The following is a 21,489-nucleotide window of genomic DNA, read 5'->3' as shown; positions in this document are numbered from 1 at the left end:
GGCTCCGGCAGTTTGCCGGAGCCTTTCTTGTACTGGAAGCGCCTAGTCCTCTGCGACCTCGATGTGGGTCGGATCCAGGACGCGGCGCAGGAACTCCTGCGTGCGCGCCTGCTGGGGCGCGCCGATCACCCTCTCGGCCACGCCTTCCTCAACCACCACGCCGCCGTCCATGAAGACCACGCGGTCGGCCACTTCGCGGGCGAAGGCCATTTCGTGCGTGACCACGAGCATGGTCATGCCTTCGCGGGCGAGCTTGCGCATGACGGCGAGGACGTCGCCGACGGTTTCGGGGTCGAGCGCCGAGGTGGGCTCGTCGAAGAGCATCAGCTCGGGGTTCATGCTGAGCGCCCGGGCGATGGCCACACGCTGCTGCTGGCCGCCGGAGAGCTGGTCCGGGAAGCGTTTGGCGAGGTGCCCCAGGCCCACGCGTTCCAGGTTCGCCTGTGCGATCTTGTCCGCTTCGCCCTGGGAGCGCTTGAGCACCTTGGTCTGGGCGATAGTACAGTTCCGCAGCACGTCCAGGTGCGGGAAGAGGTTGAACTGCTGGAAGACCATGCCCACCTTGCGGCGCATCTTGTCGATGTCCACATCCGGGTCGGTGGCTTCGAAGCCGCCCACCTGGATGGCGCCTTCGTTGGGCTGTTCGAGCAGGTTCACGCAGCGCAGCAGGGTGGACTTGCCGGACCCGGAGGGGCCGATGAGGCAGACGACCTCGCCCGGCCGCACTTCCAAGCTGATGCCCTTGAGCACTTCGTTGGAGCCGTAGGACTTGCGGAGGTCCTTGATTGACACGCCGGCGGCGTGCACCGTCTGGGTGCCTCCGGGGTTGGTGGTTTCGACGTCGTTCATGGCTTCCTGCCTATCGCTTGGTCCGCGCGCTGCGGCTTTCGAACTTTCGGGCCAAGAGGCTCAACGGGATGGTGACCACAAGGTAGAAGGCGCCGGCCACCAGCAGCGGCGTCAGGCCTGCGCCGAGGCTGGAGATGCCGTCGCGGCCGAACTTGGTGAGCTCGTACTGCGAGGCGGTCAGGCCAAGCACGTAGATCAGCGAGGAGTCCTTGGTCAGCAGGATGATCTCGTTGGTCAGCGGGGGCAGCACGATCTTGAATGCCTGGGGGATGATGATGGTCACCATTGCCCTCCACTGCGGCATGCCCAGGGAGCGGGCTGCTTCCAGCTGCCCCTTCGGGACCGCCTGCAGGCCGGCGCGCAGCGTTTCGGCGATGTAGGCCGCCGCGACCATGCCGAGGGACACCATCACCACAACGAAGATAGGCCACTGCACGCCGAAGGCCAGCGGAACGCCGTAGCCGAAGGCGATGAAGACCAGCAGGGCGGGAATGCCGCGGAAAAACTCGATGTAACCGGTGGCGATCCAGCGGTACAGGGGGAAGCTGGAGAGCTTCATGAGGGCCAGCAGCAGGCCGCCGGACAGGCCCAGGACGAAGCCGAGTGCCGTGTAGATCAGCGTGTTGACCAACCCGGCGGTGAAGATCCCGGGGAACATCGGGCCGATCCTGCCGAAATTGAAGACGTTGGCGCTGATGGTCTTCCAGTCGGTGGCCAGCAGCAGGGCTGCGATGGCCACCACGAAGATTCCTGCCTGGACGTACAGGCTGACTTTGGCTCGTTGACGTGCGGTCATTGCCATGGTGTTCTCACATTCATGTTGCGCAGCTGAGGCCCCGTGCAGAGTGCTTTACACGGGGCCTCGCGGCGTGTGTCTCAGGCCGGACGTACTACTTTGCGGCTTCGCCGAAGTAGGTTGTTTCGAGCTTCTTCAGGGTGCCGTCGTCGGTGAGGCGCTTGAGGGTCGCGTTGACCTTCTCGGCCATGGCGGTGTTGCCCTTCTTGATGGAGATACCGAGCTTTTCGCCGGTTGCGTAGTTCTCCACGCGCTTGAACTTGGAGTCGTCCTTGATGGCGTAGCCGAGCACGGACTGGTTGCCCAGGGCGGCGTCGATGGTGCCCGCCTTGAGGGCCTGGACCAGGAGGCCGGTGTCCTCGAACTGCTGTGCGTCGATGCCCTTGTCCTTGGCGTAGGCGGCGCCGGTGGTGGCCTGCTGCACGCCCACCTTCTTGCCCTTGGCACTGTCGATGTTGGTGATGCCGGAAGCCTCCGAAGCGACGAGGGTGAGGTCGTCGTTCAGGTACGGGTCCGAGAAGTCCATGACGTTCTTGCGGGTGTCCGTGATGGAGATGGAGGAGATGGAAACGTCGCAGCCGGTCAGGGCGGTGCCGGTTTCGATGGCCTCGAAGGAGCTGTCCACAACGCTGAGCTCGGCGTTCAGGTCCTTCGCCAGTTCGGCGGCGATGTCCATATCGAAGCCGACGATCTTGCCGTCCTTCTGGTATTCGAAGGGCTCGTAAGGGATGTCGGAGCAGACCGTGAGCTTGCCTGCGTTGATCAGGCTGACTGAGTTGGAGCTGCTTGCTGCGGGTGCAGGAGCGCCGCCGCCACAAGCGGTCAGGGCGAGGGCGCCGGCTGCGAGGAGACCTGCCGCCTTCACCTTGGAACTGCTGAGGAACGAACGGGAGATATGCATTTGTTTACCTTTTGTTGCGGGGGACGCGAAGCAAATCGGTCTTTAGTGTAGCGCCGACCATGAGATGTTCATCACAGGAAACTAAGTTTCACTATTGGATAACCAAGTCGTCCAAAAATCAAGCCTATCCCTGACGGCAAAGTCTGTAATCCCAGATTCCGTGGCCGGAAAGTGAGGGGCCCGTCCCCGCAGGGTGACGATCAGCCCTGGATGCCCAGGGATTCGAGCATCGGGCGGAACTTCGCCCAGGTTTCGGCGAGCTCGGCTTCCGGAACCGAGCCTTCCACGATCCCGCAGCCCGCGAACATCCGTACCGAAGTGGGCGACTCGATCACCGCCCCGCGCAGGGCGATGCCCCATTCCCCGTTGCCCGCCGCATCCAGCCAGCCCACCGGCCCGGCGTACGGTCCGCGGTCCATGTGCTCAAGGCGCCGGATCAGCTCACCGGCCACGGTGGTCGGCGTGCCGCAGACGGCGGCCGTGGGGTGCAGGGCGTTGATCAGCGCCAGGCAGGTGGGAACGTGACCTTCGATGTCGGCGAGCTCGGCCTTCACATCGGAGGCCAGGTGCCACACGTTCGGCAGTTCCAGGATGAACGGTTCACTGTGCGCGTTCAGGGCCTCGGAGAAGGGTGCCAGCTGGGTGGTGAGCGACTGGATGGCGATCTCGTGTTCGTGCCGCTGCTTCTCCGATCCGGCCAGCACCCGCTCGGCGTATTCCATGGGGGAGCCGTCCACGCCCTCGGCGTCGCGCCGGTCCAGCGTTCCGGCCAGCACCCGTGCCTGCGCGGTGCGGCCCTCCACCTGGATCAGCATTTCGGGGGTCGCGCCCACCAGTCCGTCCACGCCGTAGGTCCAGCATTCCCGGTAGTTGCGCGTCAGTTCGCGCAGCACTCCCGCGGCCCGCACGCCGTCGGGCAGGGTGGCCACGACGTCGCGCGCCAGCACCAGCTTTTCGAGCTTACCGGTGCGGATTTCGGCAACGCCGTCCGCCACCGCCTGCTTCCAGTCCTCCTCGCTCAGCGAACCGCTTTTCAGCGTGAAGGACTGCCCGACGCCGGTGCTGCCGCCGGTGGCTGCCTCGAGTCCGGTATCCGGGACATCAAGCCAGCCCGCCAGGGCGGCGCGGGCACCGGCTTCGGTGAGTTCGACGTCGTCGAGGGTCAACTGGGTGAGCCAGGAGCGTCCGTCGCGGATGCCCACCACGATTTCCGGCAGGATCAGCCGGGACTCGAACGGCGAAGTCTTCGAGAAGGCGAAGGTTCCGAACGCGAGGGGGCCGGTGCCGGGAATGCCGACATGGTCGGTGATCTCGGCTTCGATCACCATGTGCCGCCACCAGATATCGGCCTCGAGGAAGCGCTCGGGTCCGCTGCCGGTGAAGCGGGTGAGTTCGCCGAAGGCCACCAGGCCGTCCTCGCGACGGGTCCAGCAGAGGGCGTCGTCCCGCACCAGAAACGACGGCAGCCCCCCGGCGGTGGCGTCTTCATCGAGGGGGACTGTCAAGGTGCGGAGCGTGCTCGTCATGATGGAACAACAGTACTCCGGGGATTGTCTGAGACAATTGCTGGGTGAACCGAGCATCCTTGGAAAAGCGTCCGGACGAAGTTGCGACGATGTTTGACGATGTCGCCCCCAAATACGATGTCGTGAACGATGTCCTCTCCATGGGGCAGACCCGGCGCTGGCGCCGGGTGGTCGTCGAAGCCGTGGACGCAAAGCAGGGGCAGCGGGTCCTCGATCTCGCCGCCGGAACCGGAACCTCCAGCGAGCCGTATGCCGACGCCGGGGTCGACGTCGTCGCCTGCGATTTCTCCCTCGGGATGCTTAAGGTGGGCAAGCGCCGCCGCCCTGACATCAACTTCGTGGCCGGCGACGCCACCAACCTTCCCTTCGCGGACAACAGCTTTGACGCCACCACCATTTCCTTCGGCCTGCGCAACGTCAACGAACCGCACAAGGCGCTTGCGGAAATGCTGCGCGTGACCAAGCCGGGCGGGCGCCTGGTAATCGCCGAATTCTCCGCCCCGGTGGTGCCGCTGTGGCGCACGATGTACACCGAATACCTGATGCGTGCCCTGCCGGCCATCGCCACCAAGGTCTCCTCCAACCCGGATGCCTACGTCTACCTCGCCGAGTCCATCCGCGCCTGGCCTGACCAGGACCACCTGGCCGCGTGGCTGCAGGAAGCCGGCTGGCAGGATGTCACCTACCGCAACCTCAGCGGCGGCATCGTGGCCGTGCACCGGGCCCGGAAGCCGGCCGCCGGGCACACGGACAGTGTTCCGGTGGCCAAGCTGCGCCGCCAGCTCAAGCCGCGCCGCGCCTCCTAGTTCCCTCCGAAAGCCTTCCCTTAAACAAGGACGTCGTGAACGTACTGATTGTTGGCGCCGGGCCCGCCGGGTCCACCGCCGCGTATTACCTTGCCCGCGCCGGTGTCGAGGTGACCGTGCTGGAAAAGACCAGCTTCCCGCGGGAAAAGGTCTGCGGCGACGGCCTCACCCCGCGTGCCGTCCGTGAAATCCAGAAGCTTGGCCTGCCGCACGCCGAAGCGGACGGCTGGCGGCGCAACAAGGGCCTGCGCCTCATCGCGGGCGGCCGCACCATCGAACTGCCCTGGCCCGAGGTTTCGGATTTCCCCGGCTACGGCCTGATCCGCACCCGCCTGGGCTTCGACGAGGAACTGGCCCGGCACGCCCAGGCCGCGGGCGCCGTCGTGCTGGAACGGCACAGTGTCACCGAGGCACTGCGGGCGGAGGACGGGCGCGTTATCGGCGCACGGGCCGCCATCCTTGACGACTCCGGACGCAAGACCGGCGAAACGCGCGACTTCCATGCCGACGTCGTCCTGGCCGCCGACGGCAACTCCACCCGGACGGCCGTGTCGCTGGGAATGCACAAGCGCGATGACCGGCCGCTCGGCGTCGCCGTCCGCACCTACTTCACCTCGCCGCGCACTGATGACGACTGGATGGAGGGCTGGCTCGAACTTCCTGGCAAGTCCGGCAAGCCGCTGCCAGGCTACGGCTGGGTGTTCGGCGTCGGCGACGGCACCTCCAATGTGGGTCTGGGCATCCTGAACTCCTCCAAGGAGTTCGGCAAGCTGGACTACAAGCAGGTCCTGCGCGAATGGACCGCCGGCATGCCCGCCGAATGGGGCTTCACCCCGGAAAACCAGGTGGGCGAGATCCGCGGCGCCGCGCTGCCCATGGGCTTCAACCGCACCCCGCACTATTCGCCCGGGCTCCTCCTGCTGGGCGACGCCGGCGGCATGGTGTCCCCGTTCAACGGCGAGGGCATCTCCTACGCCATGGAGTCCGCGCGCTTCGCCGCGGAGTTCATCATCGACGCTTCCGCCCGCGCCGTTTCCGCCGGCGGAACGTACGACGCCGATGCGCACCTCGCGCGGTACGCGGACTATGTGCGGGAGCAGTGGGGATCGCACTTCACCCTGGGCAGGGCCTTCGCCACGCTCATCGGCAAGCCCGCTGTCATGAAGCTCGCGCTGCGGACGGGCATGCCCGTCCCGCTGCTCATGCGCTTCGTGGTGCGCCTGCTCGCCAACCTCACCGACTCCTCCGCCAAGGGCTTCGAAGACCGTGTGATCCGGGTCCTCGAAGCCCTGGTGCCAGCCACTTCCAACACTGGCGCTTTGAACGCCGCCGGCTCCGACACCGCGGTTTCCGCAACGACTAGTTAGGGTTAAGCCTGTGACTCACTCTGCCGAACACAGCTGGACGCACGCCGGGCACGGACTGCCCGACACTGCGGAACCCGCTCCCAGCACCACCGCGATCGCCACGGGACTGCAGCTCCCCGCCGGATTCGCCGCCATCGCCGCCGACGCCGAGCTGGGCCCCGCCATCACCACCAACCTCGCCCGCGTGGAGAAGCAGCTCCGCGAGGCCATCGCCAACTCGGATCCCCTGGCGGACGCAACGTCGCGTCACCTGGTGGAAGCCGGCGGCAAGCGCATTCGGCCGTTGCTTACCCTGCTGTGCGCGCATCTGGGCGACGCCTCCCGGCCCGAAGTAGTGCAGGCCGCCGTCGTCGTCGAACTGACGCACCTGGCCACGCTCTACCACGACGACGTGATGGACTCCGCGCCCTTCCGCCGCGGTGCACCCACGGCGCACGAAGTGTGGGGCAACTCGGTGGCGATCCTCACCGGGGACCTCATCTTCGCCCGCGCCTCGATCCTGGTTTCCGAGCTCGGTTCGCGCGCCCTGGGCATCCAGGCCCGCACCTTTGAGCGCCTGTGCCTGGGCCAGCTGCACGAGACCGTCGGTCCGCGTGAGGACGAAGATCCCGTGGCGCACTACCTGTCCGTCATCGCCGACAAGACCGGGTCCCTTGTGGCTGCTTCCGGCCAGCTCGGCGCCATTTTCGCCGGGGCCGACGAAGCCTTCGAGGACGTGCTCGTTGAGTACGGCGAAAAGGTTGGCGTTGCCTTCCAGCTGGCCGACGACGTCATCGACGTCACCGGCGTCAAGGTCAAGTCCGGCAAGTCCCCCGGCACCGACCTGCGTGAAGGCGTGCCGACCCTTCCGGTCCTGCTGCTCCGCAAGGCCGCGGCGAACGGTGACCAGTCCGCCGTCGAACTCCTCACGCTGGTGGACGGCGACCTGTCTTCGGATTCGGCGCTGGCCGAGGCTGTTGCGGGGCTGCGCGAGCACCCCGTCACCGCCGAGTCCTGGGTGATTGCCCGCCAGTGGGCCGCCGAAGCCGTTGCCGCCCTGGCGCCGCTGCCTGAGGGCGTGGTGAAGGATTCGCTGACCAACTTCGCGCACGCCGTGGTGGAGCGCAGCAGCTAGTTTCCTGTTTGACGCCCAACTGGCTCGCAGTTGTTGTCGTTTTGAGTGCTCAGAACGACAACAACTGCGAGTCAGTTGGGCGCTGCTGTCTAACGAGCGCTGGTGTCTAACGGGTGCTGGTTAAACGGAATGACCCCGGCTTCCCGCAACGCTACAAGTCAAGCGTTGCGCGAAACCGGGGCCATAATCTCCGTTCGCATCAGACCCACCGGAGGCATTTAGTGAATCCGTGAAACAGCTTATGACAACTTTGTCATAAACGCAACCTTGGCGGTCAATACTCATTTCGGCGTCGGGTGGACGCCATCCTGACCGTGTTTGCCCTGGCGTCCCGTGCGACGCGCCCGCCCGGCGGCAGGATGCACCTCGAAGACCGTGAAAAAGGGTCAGGAACGCGGGGCGGTTATTCACATAGGAGGTCCCGGCGCGGACAAACCAGTCCGGCGGCTGGTGAAGTCGTCACATGGAGCTCGTTCAATTTGTCTGTAAGCGGGGCGGAGTGGCCCGAACGGCGCAGCTCCGAAAGGCCGGATTTTCCAGGACGGAGCTGTCGAAGGCACTCCAGCACCGCCGCTTGACCCTTATTCGCAGAGGCGTTTACGCCGTCGACAAGCCGGACCGGGCGATTCTTGCTGCGGTGCAGGCGAATGCGAAACTGACCTGCGTCTCGGCAAGCCGGTTTTACGGTCTATGGCAGTTGCGCGAGCCCGGGACGCCGGAAGAGTCCGGAGCGCTCCATTTGAGTTGCGGGAACGGGATCCCCAAGGCGAACGTCGTGGACCATGCGACATGTAGGCATCGCGCCCACCCTTACCTGCCCGTGGCGGGGCTGGCCGACGTGCTCCTCCATGCCTTACGGTGCCTGCCTGAGTTCGAAGCCCTGGTGATGGTGCAATCCGCCGTCAGCCAAGGAAACATCACTGTGGAATTCCTGAGGCGGAAGCTTCCCGGGAACCGCAATGGCGCCGCCCGCGCGGTGCTGGACCTTGTGATTCCGCGGGCGGATTCCTTGACGGAGGTCCTGGCCCGCACCCATTTCATCCGGGCGGGCCTCAGGGTCCGCATGCATGCCCAGGTGCCGGGCGTGGGCGAGGTCGACTGCCTGATTTAGGACTGCATGGCGGTGGAGCTCGACGGCGGCAGCCACATGGAGCCGCGGCAGGTCAAGAAGGACCAGCGGCGGAACAATGCGGCGTTGAGGGCCGGATTGCTGCCTTTGCGGTACTACTACGACTACTACGACGACGTCGTGCATCACCCGGGGCGGATGGTCGCCCAGGTGCTCACTGTCCTGCGCCTGAGGGAGGCTGGAGCGTTTGCCTCGGCGCGGCATTCGCGGTTTCTTCCTGACCCTGATTGACACGGAAAGGGCCGCGACGCGCCGTTGGAAAGGCGTCTCGCGGCCCTATCGGGTTCAAAAAGGGTCAGGAAGGCAGCAGCGTGAGCCCCTCGGCCCCTAGTCCTCGTCGCTGAAGGCCCAGTCGAACATGTCGAAGACGAACTCGGAGAACGTCCCGTCCTCGCTCTTCCACTGCCCGCGGACGTTGTTCCGGCGCCACACGATGGGGTCCGGGACGCTGAGCTCGGACACCCGGAAGCCCCAGGTGAAGCGCTCCTCCTCGTCCTCGAGGAACATCAGGAAGCCTTCGTCGTCCACCTCGAGTTCCTCGGGGTCCCAGAAGTAGTGGTAGGCCTCCATGAGGTCTTCACAGCCGCCCAGGGCGAGATAGAACTCGCGCAGCACCAGCGGGATGGTGAAAGTGTGGGCGGAAAGGGCCTCATCCAGCTCGGCCTGGCTCAGGCCGTCCTCCTCCTGCCATTCGTCCTCGAGATACTTCGGAACAAGCGCGCGGAACTTCTCGAGGAACATGTCAGTCATGGCTTCCATCCTAGCCAATCAGGAGCGGCGGAATTTCTTCCGCTGGCGGACCTTGACCTTGGTGCCCTGGCCTGTCCGGTACCAGCCCCGCACGGCCAGCGGAACCCGCCATCCGTAGTGCCAGGCTGCCACGCGGAACAGGAACACGGCGGCAGCAACGAGGCCCGCGCTGGCCCCGTTGAAGGTGCCACTGTGCCAGAGCCACGCGGTCAGTGCGGCCCCCAGGAAGGCCGGCAGGGCATACAGGTCGCGGTCGTTGAAAAGCGACGGGACTTCGTTGGCGGTGATGTCCCGCAGCACACCGCCACCCACCGCCGTCGTCACGCCCAGGAGTACGGCGGCCACCGGGTTCAGCCCGGCCATCAGGGCCTTGATGGTACCGGTGATGCAGAACAGGGCCAGCCCGCCCGCGTCGAACAGGGTGAGCAGGGAGGTGAAGCGCTGGACGCTGAAGAACAGGAAGTACACCAGTCCGGCGGCGAGCACGGGCGGCAGCAGGTATACGGGGTTGCTGAAGGCCGCGGGAATACCGGTGCCGATGATGATGTCCCGGATGACCCCGCCGCCAAGCGCCACGAGGCTGGCCAACAGGAGCGAACCAATGATGTCGAACTGCTTGCGGGCGGCCAGCAGCGAGCCCGATACGGCGAAGAAGAACACACCTGCCAGATCCAGCCACACCAAGGCCAGGTCAAAGCTGAACACGCGCGCGTCTCCTCGTCATCGGGGGAATGTCATCTTGGCGGACAAATCCTGACCCAACGTTACGCTGGGGGAATGAGCAATCCCGTCCTGATCGCCTGTGCCCACGGAACCCGCAACGCCGAAGGCCAGGCAGCCATCCGCCAGGTCCTCGCCGAGATCGAGGCGCTGCGTCCGGGACTGCAGGTCGTCGAGGCCTATGTGGACGTGCAGGAACCGGAGCTGTCCGGGGTGGTGGCGGGCCTGCCGGAGGGGACGGCCGCCGTCGTCGTTCCGCTGCTGCTTGGCACCGGCTACCACGTGAAGGTGGACATCCCCAAGGCGATCAAGGCCCGTCCTGAGGTCACCGCGGCGCCGCCGCTGGGCCCGGACCCGCGGCTGGCGGAACTGCTCGCAGAGCGGCTGCGGGAGGCCGGACTGCGCGAGGACGACGGCGTGCTGCTGGCCGCCGCGGGCTCCTCGCTGCCGGACGGCTCCGTTGATTCCGAGGAGCAGGCGCGGCTGCTCGCCGCGCTGCTGCCGAACAGGGTGCGGGTCGCCTACGGCGCCAGCGCCCAGCCGAACGTGCCCGACGGCGTCGCGGCCCTGCGTGCTGAACTCGCCTCTGGTGACGTGGCGGCGGACGGGGGAGCGGGTCGTGTGGTGGTGTCCTCCTACCTGCTCGCGACCGGCTACTTCCACGACCAGCTGTTCAAGGCGGAGGCCGACATTGTTACGGCGCCGGTACTGCCCTCGCCGGTGCTCGCGGAGATTGCTCTGGAACGTTACGACTCCGCCGTCGCCAAGCGCGGCTAAAGGCACCCGCAGGAGCCTCCGGCGGCAGCAGGCCGACCGCGCCAATGCAAGGGCCGCGGCGTGTTCGTGACGAAATGTTTCCCAAGGTGACTCTTCGTTTCCCGCGTCATTGTTGGTCAAATACGGGCCCACCTAAAGTCGATGCATGACTGATACTGCTCTAGCCGGAGCGTCCGCGGACCAGGCTGCCCCGAAGCGCCCGGCCCGCCCGTCCCGCCCTGCCGCAAAACCCCACGGCCAGTGGAAGGTAGACGGCACCACGCCGCTCAATGCCAACGAAACCTGGAAGCAGGAAGACAACGGGCTGAACGTCCGTGAGCGTATCGAGTCCGTCTACTCCAAGAACGGCTTCGACTCGATCGACGGCACCGATCTGCACGGCCGCTTCCGCTGGTGGGGCCTCTACACCCAGCGCAAGCCCGGGATCGATGGCGGCAAGACCGCCACCCTCGAACCGCACGAGCTCGAAGACAAATACTTCATGCTGCGCGTCCGCATCGACGGCGGCGCCCTCACCACCGAGCAGCTGCGCGTCATCGGCGAAATCTCGGTGGAGTTCGCCCGCGACTCCGCGGACCTCACGGACCGCCAGAACGTCCAGCTGCACTGGATCCGGGTCGAGGACGTCCCGGAAATCTGGCGCCGGCTGGAAGCCGTGGGCCTGTCCACCACCGAAGCCTGCGGCGACGTGCCCCGCGTCATCCTCGGCTCCCCGGTGGCCGGCATCGCCAAGGACGAGATCATCGACCCCACGCCGCTGATCCACGAACTCTCCGAGCGCTTCATCGGCGACCCGGAGCTGGCCAACCTGCCGCGCAAGTACAAGACCGCCATCACTGGCCATCCGTCCCAGGACGTGGTGCACGAGATCAACGACTTCGCCCTGGTGGGCGTGGTGCACCCCGAACTCGGCGCCGGCTACGACCTCTGGGTGGGCGGCGGTCTGTCCACCAACCCGCGCCTGGCCGAGCGCCTGGGCGTGTTCGTTTCCGCGGACGTGGCCGCCGAAGTATGGCTGGGCGTCACCAGCATCTTCCGCGACTACGGATACCGCCGCATGCGCACCAAGGCCCGCCTGAAGTTCCTCATGAACGACTGGGGCCCGGCCAAGTTCCGCCAGGTCCTCGAAGAGGAATACCTCGGCTTCAAGCTTCCGGACGGCCCCGCCGCGCCCAAGCCTTCCGCTCCCGGCGACCACGTGGGAATCCACGAACAGAAGGACGGCAAGTTCTTCATCGGCGTCACCCCCACCGTCGGCCGGGTTTCCGGCTCGATCCTGGTGAAGCTCGCCGACACCCTGGAAGCCCACGGCTCCAAGCGCCTGCGCACCACCCCGCACCAGAAGCTCGTGGTGCTGGACGTGGAGAAGGAACAGGTCGAACCGCTCGTGGCCGAACTGGACACCCTGGGCCTGTCCGCCCGCCCGTCCGTGTTCCGCCGCGGCACCATCGCCTGCACCGGCATCGAGTTCTGCAAGCTGGCCATCGTGGAAACCAAGGCCACGGCCGCCACGGCGATCGCCGAGCTGGAGTCCCGCCTGGCCGACCTCGTGGAGAGCAAGCAGCTTCCGCAGGCACTGTCCCTGCACATCAACGGCTGCCCCAACTCCTGCGCCCGTATCCAGACGGCGGACATCGGACTGAAGGGCATGATGCTGCCGACCCCCGACGGCGATCCCACCCCGGGCTTCCAGGTGCACCTGGGCGGCGGGCTGGCCAACAAGGACCGCGCCGAGGCCGGCCTAGGCCGTACCGTCCGCGGCCTGAAGGTCACCGCCGATGACCTGCCCGACTACGTCGAGCGTGTCGTCCGGAAGTTCGTGGCCGTCGGCGCCGAAGGCCAGACCTTCGCCGAATGGGCGCACACGGCCGATGAAGGAGACCTCCAGTGAGCGTAGCCACCAAGCGCACCGTCGAAGACCTCAAGGCACTGGCCGAAGCCGGTGCCGAGGAGCTGGGCTGGAACGCCCCGGCCCAGGAGATCATCGCCTGGGTGGCGCGCAACTTCGAGCTGCCAGCCGTCGCGGTGGCCTGCTCCATGGCGGACGCCGTCCTGCCGGCGCTGGTCGCGGACCAGATCCCCGGCGTCGAGGTGCTGTTCCTGGAGACCGGCTACCACTTCCCGGAGACCTACGCCACGCGTGACGAGGTCGCCGCGAACCTGCGGGTGAACGTGGTGGACGTGCTGCCGGAGAACACCGTGGAACAGCAGGACCGGCTCCTGGGCAAGGACCTCTTCGCCCGCGACGCCGCCCAGTGCTGCGCCCTCCGCAAGGTCCAGCCGCTGCGCCGCTCGCTGGCAGGCTATGAGGTCTGGTTCACCGGCGTGCGCCGCGACGAGGGCCCCACCCGGACCAACACGCCGGTTGTCACCTGGGATGAGTCCTTCGGCCTGGTCAAGGTGAACCCGATGGTCGACTGGACTTTCGACCAGCTGGTCGAGTATTCCGAGGACAACATCCTTCCCGTCAACCCGCTCCTCAGCCAGGGCTACCCGTCGATCGGATGCCAGCCCTGCACCCGGAAGGTCGCCCCGGGCGAAGACCCCCGCGCCGGCCGCTGGTCAGGAACCGACAAGACAGAATGCGGACTACACACATGAGCACTTACACAACCGAGGAGCCCACGCAGGTGACCGAAGCCGCCGTCTCGACCCGTTTGAGCTCCCTGGACACCCTCGAGTCCGAGGCAATCCACATCATCCGCGAAGTCGTCGCCGAGTTCGAGAAGCCCGCGCTGCTGTTCTCCGGCGGCAAGGACTCCGTGGTGATGCTGCACCTGGCCACCAAGGCGTTCTGGCCCGGTAAGGTGCCGTTCCCGGTGCTGCATGTGGACACCGGCCACAACTTCCCGGAGGTCATCGACTTCCGCGACCGCACCGTGGAGCGTCTGGGCCTGAAGCTCGTGGTCGGCTCCGTGCAGGAGTTCATCGACCGGGGCGAGCTCGCCGAACGCGCCGACGGAACCCGCAACCCGCTGCAGACCGTGCCGCTGCTGGATGCCATCCAGAGCAACAAGTTCGACGCCGTCTTCGGCGGCGGCCGCCGCGACGAGGACAAGGCCCGCGCCAAGGAGCGGATCCTGTCCCTGCGTGACGAGTTCGGCCAGTGGGACCCGCGCAACCAGCGCCCCGAGCTGTGGAACCTCTACAACGGCCGCCACACCGTGGGCCAGCACGTCCGTGCCTTCCCGATCAGCAACTGGACCGAGCTGGACATCTGGCGCTATATCGAGCGTGAGAATATCGAGCTCCCTAGCCTGTACTACGCCCACGAGCGTGAGGTCTTCGCCCGTGACGGCATGTGGCGTGCAGTGGGCGAAGTGTCCCAGCCGCTGCCGCACGAGGAAGTCATCACCAAGACCGTCCGCTACCGCACGGTGGGCGACATGTCCTGCACCGGTGCGGTCGAATCCGACGCCTACACCGTGGCCGACGTCGTTGTTGAAGTCGCTGCCTCCACCCTCACCGAACGTGGCGCCACCCGCGCAGATGACCGCATCTCCGAGGCCGCCATGGAAGACCGCAAGAAGGACGGCTACTTCTAATGAGCACCGAAACCGCATTGCTTGAAAGCGGCCTGCGCGAATCCACGCTGTTCCGCTTCGCCACCGCCGGATCCGTCGACGACGGCAAGTCCACCTTGGTGGGCCGCCTCCTGCACGACTCCAAGGCGATCCTCGCAGACCAGCTCGACGCCGTAGCCCGCACCTCCGCGGACCGCGGCTTCGGCGGCGACAAGGGTGGCATCGACCTCGCCCTGCTGACCGACGGCCTGCGCGCCGAGCGCGAACAGGGCATCACCATCGACGTCGCGTACCGCTACTTCGCCACGGACCGCCGCAGCTTCATCCTGGCGGACTGCCCGGGCCACGTGCAGTACACCAAGAACACGGTCACGGGCGCGTCCACCGCCGATGCCGTCGTCGTGCTCATCGACGCCCGCAAGGGCGTCCTGGAGCAGACCCGCCGCCACCTGTCCGTGCTGCAGCTGCTGCGCGTCGCCCACGTGATCGTGGCCGTGAACAAGATCGACCTGGTCGATTTCAGCGAATCCGTGTTCCGCGAGATCGAGGCCGACGTGCAGCAGGTGGCCCGGGACCTGGGCATCGGCGCAGACGGCATCAGCGATGTCCTGGTGGTCCCGGTGTCCGCGCTCGACGGCGACAACGTGGTGGACCGCTCGGACCGCACCCCCTGGTACACCGGCCCCGCCCTGCTCGAGGTCCTGGAAACCCTGCCGGCCGCCGACGAGCTGGAAAGCCACCTGGAAAGCTTCCGCTTCCCGGTGCAGCTGGTCATCCGTCCGCAGGGCGCCCTGGCGCCGGACGCCGTGGCCGGCGGGCTCGACGTCGAAGCGTACCGCGACTACCGCGCCTACGCCGGGCAGATCACCGAAGGTTCGGTGAAGGTCGGCGACCAGGTCACCGTGCTGAGCCCTGGCCACGAACCCCGGAACACCACCGTCACCGGCATCGACTTCGCGGGCCGGGAACTCCAGGAAGCCGCGGCCCCGCAGTCCGTTGCGATCCGCCTGGCCGAGGAGATCGACATCGCCCGCGGCGACACGATCGCCGCCGCCGGCACGGTCGCGGACAGCACCGCGGACCTGTACGCCTCCCTGTGCTGGCTGTCGCCGAAGCCGCTGCGCGAAGGCGCCAAGGTACTGGTCAAGCACGGCACCCGCACGGTCCAGGCCCTGGTGCGCAACGTCAGCGGCAAGCTGGACCTTGGCACCTTCAACGTCGAGGAAACCTCCACCCTGGAGCTCAACGACATCGGACACGCCCAGCTCCGCCTGGCCGCGCCGCTGCCGGTGGAAAACTACCTGCGCCACCGCCGCACAGGCGCGTTCCTGGTGATCGATCCGCTGGACGGCAACACCCTTGCCGCCGGCCTCGTGAAGGACCACCCGGGCGACCACGAAGACGAGCGCTACGTCATCTGATCCCGCCCGCTTCCAGCCTGGCTGCCTAGACCGCAGCTTGTTGGTGGAACCGGAGCAACACGCTCCGGTACCGCGAACAAGCTGCGGTTTTTGCTTTCACCAGACGCCGGATGTTTGCTTCGGAAGCGGATGGTTTCCCCGGCCTGTTCAAGCATGTTCGAATGCTTGACGCCCAGACATCGGATGTTTATGCTCGACTGACGATCGCAGTCTGACGCCGAACCATCGGGGAGCCAGTGCAGGAAGAAACGAATCCGGAGGGCGCCCGGCCGTTGCGGCTGGGCGCCAACTACACGCCAAGCCGCGGCTGGTTCCACAGCTGGCAGGACTTCAGCGCCGACGAGGTCCGCCGTGACCTCGAATCGATCGCGAAGCTCGGCCTCGACCACATCCGGGTGTTCCCGCTGTGGCCCGAACTCCAGCCCAGCCGCACCCTGATCCGCCGCAAGGCGGTCCAGGACGTCGGCACCGTGGTGGACATTGCGGCCGAGTTCGGCCTGGACGCCAGCGTCGACGTCCTGCAGGGGCACCTCTCCAGCTTCGATTTCCTGCCGGCCTGGGTGGGCAGCTGGCACCGCCGCAACATCTTCACCGACCCGGAAGTTGTGGAGGCCGAGGCCGGCCTTGTCCGGGCCCTCGCCGCCGAACTCTCCGGACGGCCCAACGCCCTGGGGCTCACGGTGGGCAATGAAACCAACCAGTTCGCCGCGCCGTGGCATCCCGATCCCCACGCAATCTCCGGCGAGGAGGCAGGCAACTGGCTCTCCACCCTGCTGGGGGCCGCCAAAGCCGCCTGGCCCGGTGGAACCCACCAGCATTCCTTTGACGACTCGGCCCTGTTCAACGAGGACATGCCCTTCACCGCGCGCCATGCAGCAACCCTCGGCGACGTGAGCACCGTGCATTCCTGGGTGTTCGGCGGCGCCGGCCAACGCTACGGCGAACACCACCCGGCCCTGGTGCACTTTGCGGACTACCTCGTCCAGTTCGTCACAGCCTTCGCGGCAGACCCGGCCCGCCCTGTCTGGGTCCAGGAAGTCGGCGCACCGGCCCCCTGGGTTGCCGCCGGGGACGCCGCGGATTTCGCCGCCGCCACCGTCCGGAACCTCGTGGGCAGCCCGAACCTCTGGGGCATCACCTGGTGGTGCTCCCACGATGTCGGCCGCGGGCTGGGGGACTTCCCGGAACTCGAATACTCGCTCGGCCTGCTGGACAGTGACCGCCGGCCCAAGCCGGCCGGGCTCGCCGTCGCCGGGCTGGCGGGTGAGTTGCGGCGCACGCCGCCAGCCGCCGTCGTGCGCAAGGACGCCATGGTGATCGCGCTCGACGACGAACACAGCACGGCGGGGCGCGGCCGCTACGCCGTCACGGGGGAGTTCTTCGACACCTGGCTGCAAGCCGCCGTCGCGGGTCAACCGCCTGCGCTGGTGCTGGAAAGCCGCGCCGCGGACCCCGCATACCTTGCCGCCCGCGGCATCACGGACATCATCGGCACCTCCCGATCCCTTCGAAAGTGAACCCCATGCACCACATCAAAGCCACCCCCGCACAACTCGCCTGGCAGGCGGACCGGATGGGCGTCTTCTTCCACTTCGGCATCAACACCTTCCACGGCAAGGAGTGGAGCGACGGGACCCTGCCGGCCTCGTCCTTCAACCCCGCGGAACTGGACGCCGAACAATGGGTCCGCACCGCGCAGGAGGCCGGCGCCAAATACGTGGTGCTCACCGCCAAGCACCACGACGGTTTCTGCCTGTGGCCTACCGCCCTGACGGAGTACTCGGTGGCCTCGTCCCCCTGGAAGGACGGCAAGGGCGACGTCGTGGCGGAGCTGGCTGCGGCGTGCCGCAAACTCGGCATGAAGCTGGGCCTCTACCTCTCGCCCTGGGACCGGAATGCCGAGTCCTACGCCGACTCCAAGGCCTACGACGACTTCTACCTCGGCCAGCTGCGCGAGCTCTGCAGCAACTACGGGGAGCTGCACGAACTGTGGTTCGACGGCGCAGGCTCCGAGGGCCACGAATACGACTGGGCCCGGATCGCCGCCCTGATCGAGGAACTCCAGCCCGGCGCCATGGTGTTCAACATGGGCCAGCCGACCATCCGCTGGGTGGGCAACGAGGACGGCCTGGCCGCCGACCCTGTGGAGTACGTGGTGGAGCAGACGGACTTCTCCAACTACACCGTGGTCACCACCAGGCTGGAGGAGGCCCTGTACCTGCCGCCGGAGTGCGATGTCTCGATCCGCCGCGGCTGGTTCTGGCAGCAGGACGAGGAACCCAAGACCCTCGAGCACCTCCTGGCCATCTATTACCGCTCGGTCGGCCTGGGGGCGAACCTGCTCCTGAACCTGCCGCCGGACACCCGAGGGCTCCTCCCCGAGGAGGACGTGCAGCGCGTGCGGGAGTTCGGTGCCGAGATCACCCGCCGCTTCGGCACCCCGCTGCCGGCGTCCCTTCGGGAACTCGGGGAGGGGCGCTGGGAGCTGGACTTCGGGAAGCCCGTCACCATCGACCACGTGCTGCTCGCCGAGGACCTGTCCGAGGGCCAGCGGGTGCGCGGCCACCGCATTCTGGGCGACGACGGCGCGCTCGTCGCTGCCGGAACGATCGGCTCCCAGCGCATCCACGCCTTCCCCGCCGTCACCGTGCAGCGGCTCACCGTTGAGCTGGACGCCTTTGATGGAGGGCACGACTTTGATGGAGGGCACGACGGCGCCCGGCTGGCCGCCGTCGACGGCTTCAGGACCGGCGCCGAAAGCGTGCCGGAGATCGCCTACCGGGCGCCCACCACCTACCCCGAGGACCACTGATGACCCGGCCCGCCCTTGTTCCGCAGCCCAGATCTGTCAGCGAACGGCCCGGCAGCACCGCCGTCCCGGCGGTTGTCACGGTGGATTCCTTCCTGCCCCTGGGGAAATGGCTCCTCCGCTCCCTTGAGGACTGGCTGGACACCAGCCTGGTCCCCGCTGACTCGCTGGCCGGGGCTGATTCAAGGGCTGGGGCCTGGCTGACAGTCAGCGAAGACCCCGACCTCCGCCCGGGCGCCTACCGGCTTGCGGTCGGCGGCGGCGTGCGGATTGCCGCCGCCGGCCGCGAAGGTGTCCTCAACGCGGCCCAGACCCTGCGCCAGCTGGCGGGAGCCCGCGCCTTCGCGCCCGCCCCGGTGGGCGCGGACGAGCCCGTTGAACTGGCCAATGTGGACATCGACGACGCGCCCGTCTTCAGCTTCCGCGGCGTGCTGTTGGACGTCGCCAGGCACTTCACGCCCATGAACGAGCTGCTGCGCTTCATCGACCTTGCCGCGGCGCACAAGCTCAACGCCCTCCACCTCCACCTCACCGACGACCAGGGCTGGCGGATCGATATCCCGGCCCTTCCACGGCTCAAGGAGATCTCCTCCTGGCGCTCGGACACGATGCTCTACTACACCGAGGACGGCCGCTTCATGAGCGGGCGCCCGCACGGCGGCTGCTACAGCCTGGACGAGCTGCGCGAAGGGGTGGCCTACGCCAGGGAACGCGGCGTCACGATCATCCCGGAAATCGACCTTCCGGGGCATTCCGTGGCCGCGATCGCCGCCTACCCGCGGCTAGGCGTCGACGCCCCTGAGGTGCAGGTCTGGGGCGGCTGGGGCGTCAATGACTGCATTCTCGACCCTTCCGAGTACACCCTGGACTTCTTCCGGACGGTGCTGGACACGGTCATGGACGTCTTCGATGCGCCCATCATCCACCTTGGCGGGGACGAGGTTCCCTACGAGCGCTGGCATGCCTCGGAATCGGTGAAGCTGCGGGCCAAGGAGCTCGGCCTGGAATCGGTGGAACTGCTGCACGGCTGGTTCCTCGGCCAGCTCTCCGCCTATGTGGAGGCTCACGGGCGGCGGGCCGGGGTGTGGCACGAGGCCGTCAGCTCCACCCTGCCCAAGACCGCGGTGGTCAACGGCTGGGGCGGACTGGGCACGGTGGTCGACAGCCTGGCCGCCGGCTACGACACCACCATTTCCTGCATGTCGCACCTCTACCTGGACTTCCGCGAGAACGATGATCCCCGCGAACCCAGCGGATGCCGGCCGATGCTTTCCACCGAGAAGCTGTACTCCTTTGAACCGCTGACACAGGAAGTGCTCGCGGCCGCCGAAACCGGCGGATCCGCTGTTACCGGTATCCAGGCGCAGCTGTGGACCGAGTACCTGGATACCCAGGAAATCCGCGACTACAACACGTACCCGCGGCTGAGCGCCTTCGCCGAAGTGGCTTGGAGTGAACAACGGGATTACTCGAATTTCATCGGACGCCTCAAGTCCGACCACCTGGACCGGCTGGCGGCGGCCGGCGTCGATTTCCGGCCCCTCGACGGGCCGCATCCCTGGCAGGAGCGCCCGGATATCCGGGCCATCGCCGGGAGGTGACACAAAACCGGTATGTGACGCCGGATGAAGTTGCGTGACCCCCGGTTTCCACGCCGTTGAACGGCAAACTGGCCAGTCCCTACTGTGAATCCATGACCATGACGGACTGGTCCTTGCCTGCCCTTCCAGGGCGATGTTGCGGGACCTGATTAATCAGCCCTGATCCCGCAACATCTCCAAAGGAATTTCAAATGTCACAGACCCCCGAGCAAGACCACGGCACTGTCCGGATTGTCGCCGGTGAGAGCAACAAGCCCAAGGCCGGGCGTGGCCTGAAGGTGGGCATCGCCGTCGGCCTGGCCCTGCTGATCGGCGCCGGTGCCGCGGTGGCCTCGGCCGTGGCCCGGAACAACGAGGCCCCGGCCGCCGCGGGCACCTCCCCGGCGGCGGAACTGCGCCTGGGCTACTTCGGCAACGTCACCCACGCCCCGGCCCTGGTCGGTGTCAGCAAGGGACTCATCGCCAAGGAACTCGGCGCCACCAAGCTCAGCACCCAGGTCTTCAACGCCGGCCCGGCCGCGATCGAGGCCCTGAACGCCGGCGCGATCGATGCCACCTACATCGGCCCGAACCCGGCCATCAACTCCTTCGTCAAGAGCAACGGCGAATCCATCCGGATCATCGCCGGCGCCGCCGCCGGCGGCGCCCAGCTGGTCGTCAAGCCCGGGATCAAGACCGCGGCGGAGCTGAAGGGCAAGACCCTGGCCTCCCCGCAGCTGGGCGGCACCCAGGACGTCGCGCTGCGGGCCTGGCTGCTGAAGCAGGGCTACAAGACCTCCACCGACGGCAGCGGGGACGTGAACATCAACCCGACCGAGAACGCCCAGACCCTGAAGCTGTTCCAGGACGGCAAGATCGACGGCGCCTGGGTCCCCGAGCCCTGGGCCTCCCGCCTGGTCCTGCAGGCCGGGGCCAAGGTGCTGGTGGACGAGAAGGACCTGTGGGCCAAGGGCGAGTTCGTCACCACCGTGCTGATCGTGAACAAGAAGTTCGCCGCCGAGCACCCCGAAACCGTCACCGCCCTGCTGAAGGGCCACGTGGCGGCGGTGGACTGGCTCAACACCGCCCCGGCCGCCGAGAAGGCTTCCGTGATCAACGCCGCCCTGAAGGACAGCGCGGGCAAGCCGCTGGCCGCGGACGTGATCGCCCGTTCCCTGCAGAACATCACCTTCACCACCGACCCGCTGGCCGCAACCTACAAGAAACTGCTCCAGGACGGCGTGGACGCCGGCACCACCAAGGCCGCGGACCTCAACGGCATTTTCGACCTGCGCGCCCTGAACGAGGTCACCGGCACAAAGACCTCCGCCGCCGGCCTCGGCCAGGACTAAGGGCACCACAAACCCCCGGCTTCCCGGGCCACCACGGCCCGGGAAGCCACAACTCGTATTAACGCAAG

20 protein-coding genes are annotated in these 21,489 nt (G+C 67.1%); 14 read left to right on the top strand and 6 right to left on the bottom strand.

Going from position 1 to position 21,489, the window contains the following annotated elements; genetic code table 11:
* Positions 1–42: 42 nt before the first annotated feature.
* The 4 genes from ACN9M4_RS15510 to ACN9M4_RS15495 all read right to left on the bottom strand — a co-directional run bounded on the left by ACN9M4_RS15510 (position 43) and on the right by ACN9M4_RS15495 (position 4,072).
* Positions 43–849, bottom strand: coding sequence for an amino acid ABC transporter ATP-binding protein (locus ACN9M4_RS15510; protein WP_426299388.1), 807 nt, complete (start codon positions 847–849; stop codon positions 43–45).
* A 10-nt stretch (positions 850–859) separates the two neighbouring features.
* Positions 860–1,651: an amino acid ABC transporter permease gene (locus ACN9M4_RS15505; protein ID WP_426299387.1), complete on the bottom strand. Its 792-nt coding sequence runs from the start codon at positions 1,649–1,651 to the stop codon at positions 860–862.
* Positions 1,652–1,739: 88 nt separating this feature from the next.
* Entirely contained in the window at positions 1,740–2,546 is an 807-nt protein-coding gene (locus tag ACN9M4_RS15500) for an ABC transporter substrate-binding protein (protein WP_426299386.1), read from the bottom strand.
* 200 nt (positions 2,547–2,746) lie between these two features.
* Positions 2,747–4,072, bottom strand: a complete 1,326-nt coding sequence (locus ACN9M4_RS15495) for an isochorismate synthase (RefSeq protein WP_426299385.1) — start codon at positions 4,070–4,072, stop codon at positions 2,747–2,749.
* Between the two features lie 44 nt (positions 4,073–4,116).
* On the opposite strand from ACN9M4_RS15495, the gene ACN9M4_RS15490 reads away from it, so the two are divergent.
* From ACN9M4_RS15490 to ACN9M4_RS15470, 5 genes are all read left to right on the top strand, one after another.
* Entirely contained in the window at positions 4,117–4,878 is a 762-nt protein-coding gene (locus ACN9M4_RS15490; RefSeq protein WP_426299383.1) for a demethylmenaquinone methyltransferase, read from the top strand.
* Positions 4,879–4,913: 35 nt separating this feature from the next.
* The gene (locus tag ACN9M4_RS15485) at positions 4,914–6,245 is read left to right on the top strand and encodes a geranylgeranyl reductase family protein (protein ID WP_426299381.1); all 1,332 of its coding nucleotides are present in this window, start codon (positions 4,914–4,916) and stop codon (positions 6,243–6,245) included.
* A gap of 10 nt (positions 6,246–6,255) precedes the next feature.
* Positions 6,256–7,359 (top strand): polyprenyl synthetase family protein, encoded by a 1,104-nt coding sequence (locus ACN9M4_RS15480; protein WP_426299379.1) that lies wholly within the window; start codon positions 6,256–6,258, stop codon positions 7,357–7,359.
* Between the two features lie 574 nt (positions 7,360–7,933).
* Positions 7,934–8,470: a hypothetical protein gene (locus tag ACN9M4_RS15475; protein ID WP_426299377.1), complete on the top strand. Its 537-nt coding sequence runs from the start codon at positions 7,934–7,936 to the stop codon at positions 8,468–8,470.
* 6 nt (positions 8,471–8,476) lie between these two features.
* Positions 8,477–8,719, top strand: a complete 243-nt coding sequence (locus tag ACN9M4_RS15470; RefSeq protein ID WP_426299375.1) for a hypothetical protein — start codon at positions 8,477–8,479, stop codon at positions 8,717–8,719.
* Between the two features lie 96 nt (positions 8,720–8,815).
* Here ACN9M4_RS15470 and ACN9M4_RS15465 read toward each other — a convergent pair whose 3' ends face one another.
* Positions 8,816–9,238, bottom strand: a complete 423-nt coding sequence (locus ACN9M4_RS15465) for a hypothetical protein (RefSeq protein WP_426299373.1) — start codon at positions 9,236–9,238, stop codon at positions 8,816–8,818.
* A gap of 18 nt (positions 9,239–9,256) precedes the next feature.
* Positions 9,257–9,943 carry a trimeric intracellular cation channel family protein gene (locus ACN9M4_RS15460; RefSeq protein ID WP_426299371.1) on the bottom strand — a complete coding sequence of 229 codons (687 nt, stop codon included), beginning with the start codon at positions 9,941–9,943 and terminating at the stop codon, positions 9,257–9,259.
* A 72-nt stretch (positions 9,944–10,015) separates the two neighbouring features.
* On the opposite strand from ACN9M4_RS15460, the gene ACN9M4_RS15455 reads away from it, so the two are divergent.
* From ACN9M4_RS15455 to ACN9M4_RS15415, 9 genes are all read left to right on the top strand, one after another.
* Positions 10,016–10,735 (top strand): sirohydrochlorin chelatase, encoded by a 720-nt coding sequence (locus ACN9M4_RS15455; RefSeq protein ID WP_426299369.1) that lies wholly within the window; start codon positions 10,016–10,018, stop codon positions 10,733–10,735.
* A 145-nt stretch (positions 10,736–10,880) separates the two neighbouring features.
* The gene (locus ACN9M4_RS15450) at positions 10,881–12,626 is read left to right on the top strand and encodes a nitrite/sulfite reductase (RefSeq protein WP_426299367.1); all 1,746 of its coding nucleotides are present in this window, start codon (positions 10,881–10,883) and stop codon (positions 12,624–12,626) included.
* Positions 12,623–13,336 (top strand): phosphoadenylyl-sulfate reductase, encoded by a 714-nt coding sequence (locus ACN9M4_RS15445; protein WP_426299365.1) that lies wholly within the window; start codon positions 12,623–12,625, stop codon positions 13,334–13,336. The genes ACN9M4_RS15450 and ACN9M4_RS15445 overlap by 4 nt, the downstream gene beginning before the upstream one ends.
* Positions 13,333–14,280, top strand: coding sequence for a sulfate adenylyltransferase subunit CysD (gene cysD / locus ACN9M4_RS15440; protein WP_426299363.1), 948 nt, complete (start codon positions 13,333–13,335; stop codon positions 14,278–14,280). The genes ACN9M4_RS15445 and cysD overlap by 4 nt, the downstream gene beginning before the upstream one ends.
* Positions 14,280–15,680 carry a sulfate adenylyltransferase subunit 1 gene (locus ACN9M4_RS15435; protein WP_426299361.1) on the top strand — a complete coding sequence of 467 codons (1,401 nt, stop codon included), beginning with the start codon at positions 14,280–14,282 and terminating at the stop codon, positions 15,678–15,680. Before cysD ends, ACN9M4_RS15435 begins: the two co-directional genes overlap by 1 nt.
* Positions 15,681–15,916: 236 nt before the next feature.
* Complete coding sequence (locus tag ACN9M4_RS15430) at positions 15,917–17,197, top strand: glycoside hydrolase 5 family protein (RefSeq protein WP_426299359.1); 1,281 nt, start codon at positions 15,917–15,919, stop codon at positions 17,195–17,197.
* Between the two features lie 5 nt (positions 17,198–17,202).
* A complete protein-coding gene (locus tag ACN9M4_RS15425; RefSeq protein WP_426299357.1) occupies positions 17,203–18,492 on the top strand; it encodes an alpha-L-fucosidase in 1,290 nt (429 codons plus the stop codon).
* On the top strand, positions 18,492–20,090 hold the full coding sequence (locus ACN9M4_RS15420; RefSeq protein WP_426299355.1) for a beta-N-acetylhexosaminidase: 1,599 nt from the start codon (positions 18,492–18,494) through the stop codon (positions 20,088–20,090). Before ACN9M4_RS15425 ends, ACN9M4_RS15420 begins: the two co-directional genes overlap by 1 nt.
* A 191-nt stretch (positions 20,091–20,281) precedes the next feature.
* A complete protein-coding gene (locus tag ACN9M4_RS15415) occupies positions 20,282–21,421 on the top strand; it encodes an ABC transporter substrate-binding protein (RefSeq protein WP_426299353.1) in 1,140 nt (379 codons plus the stop codon).
* Positions 21,422–21,489 lie beyond the last annotated feature (68 nt).

The organism is Arthrobacter sp. R-11 (assembly GCF_049913155.1).
Lineage (GTDB): Bacteria > Actinomycetota > Actinomycetes > Actinomycetales > Micrococcaceae > Arthrobacter.
This window is presented reverse-complemented; position numbering and strand designations above follow the sequence as displayed.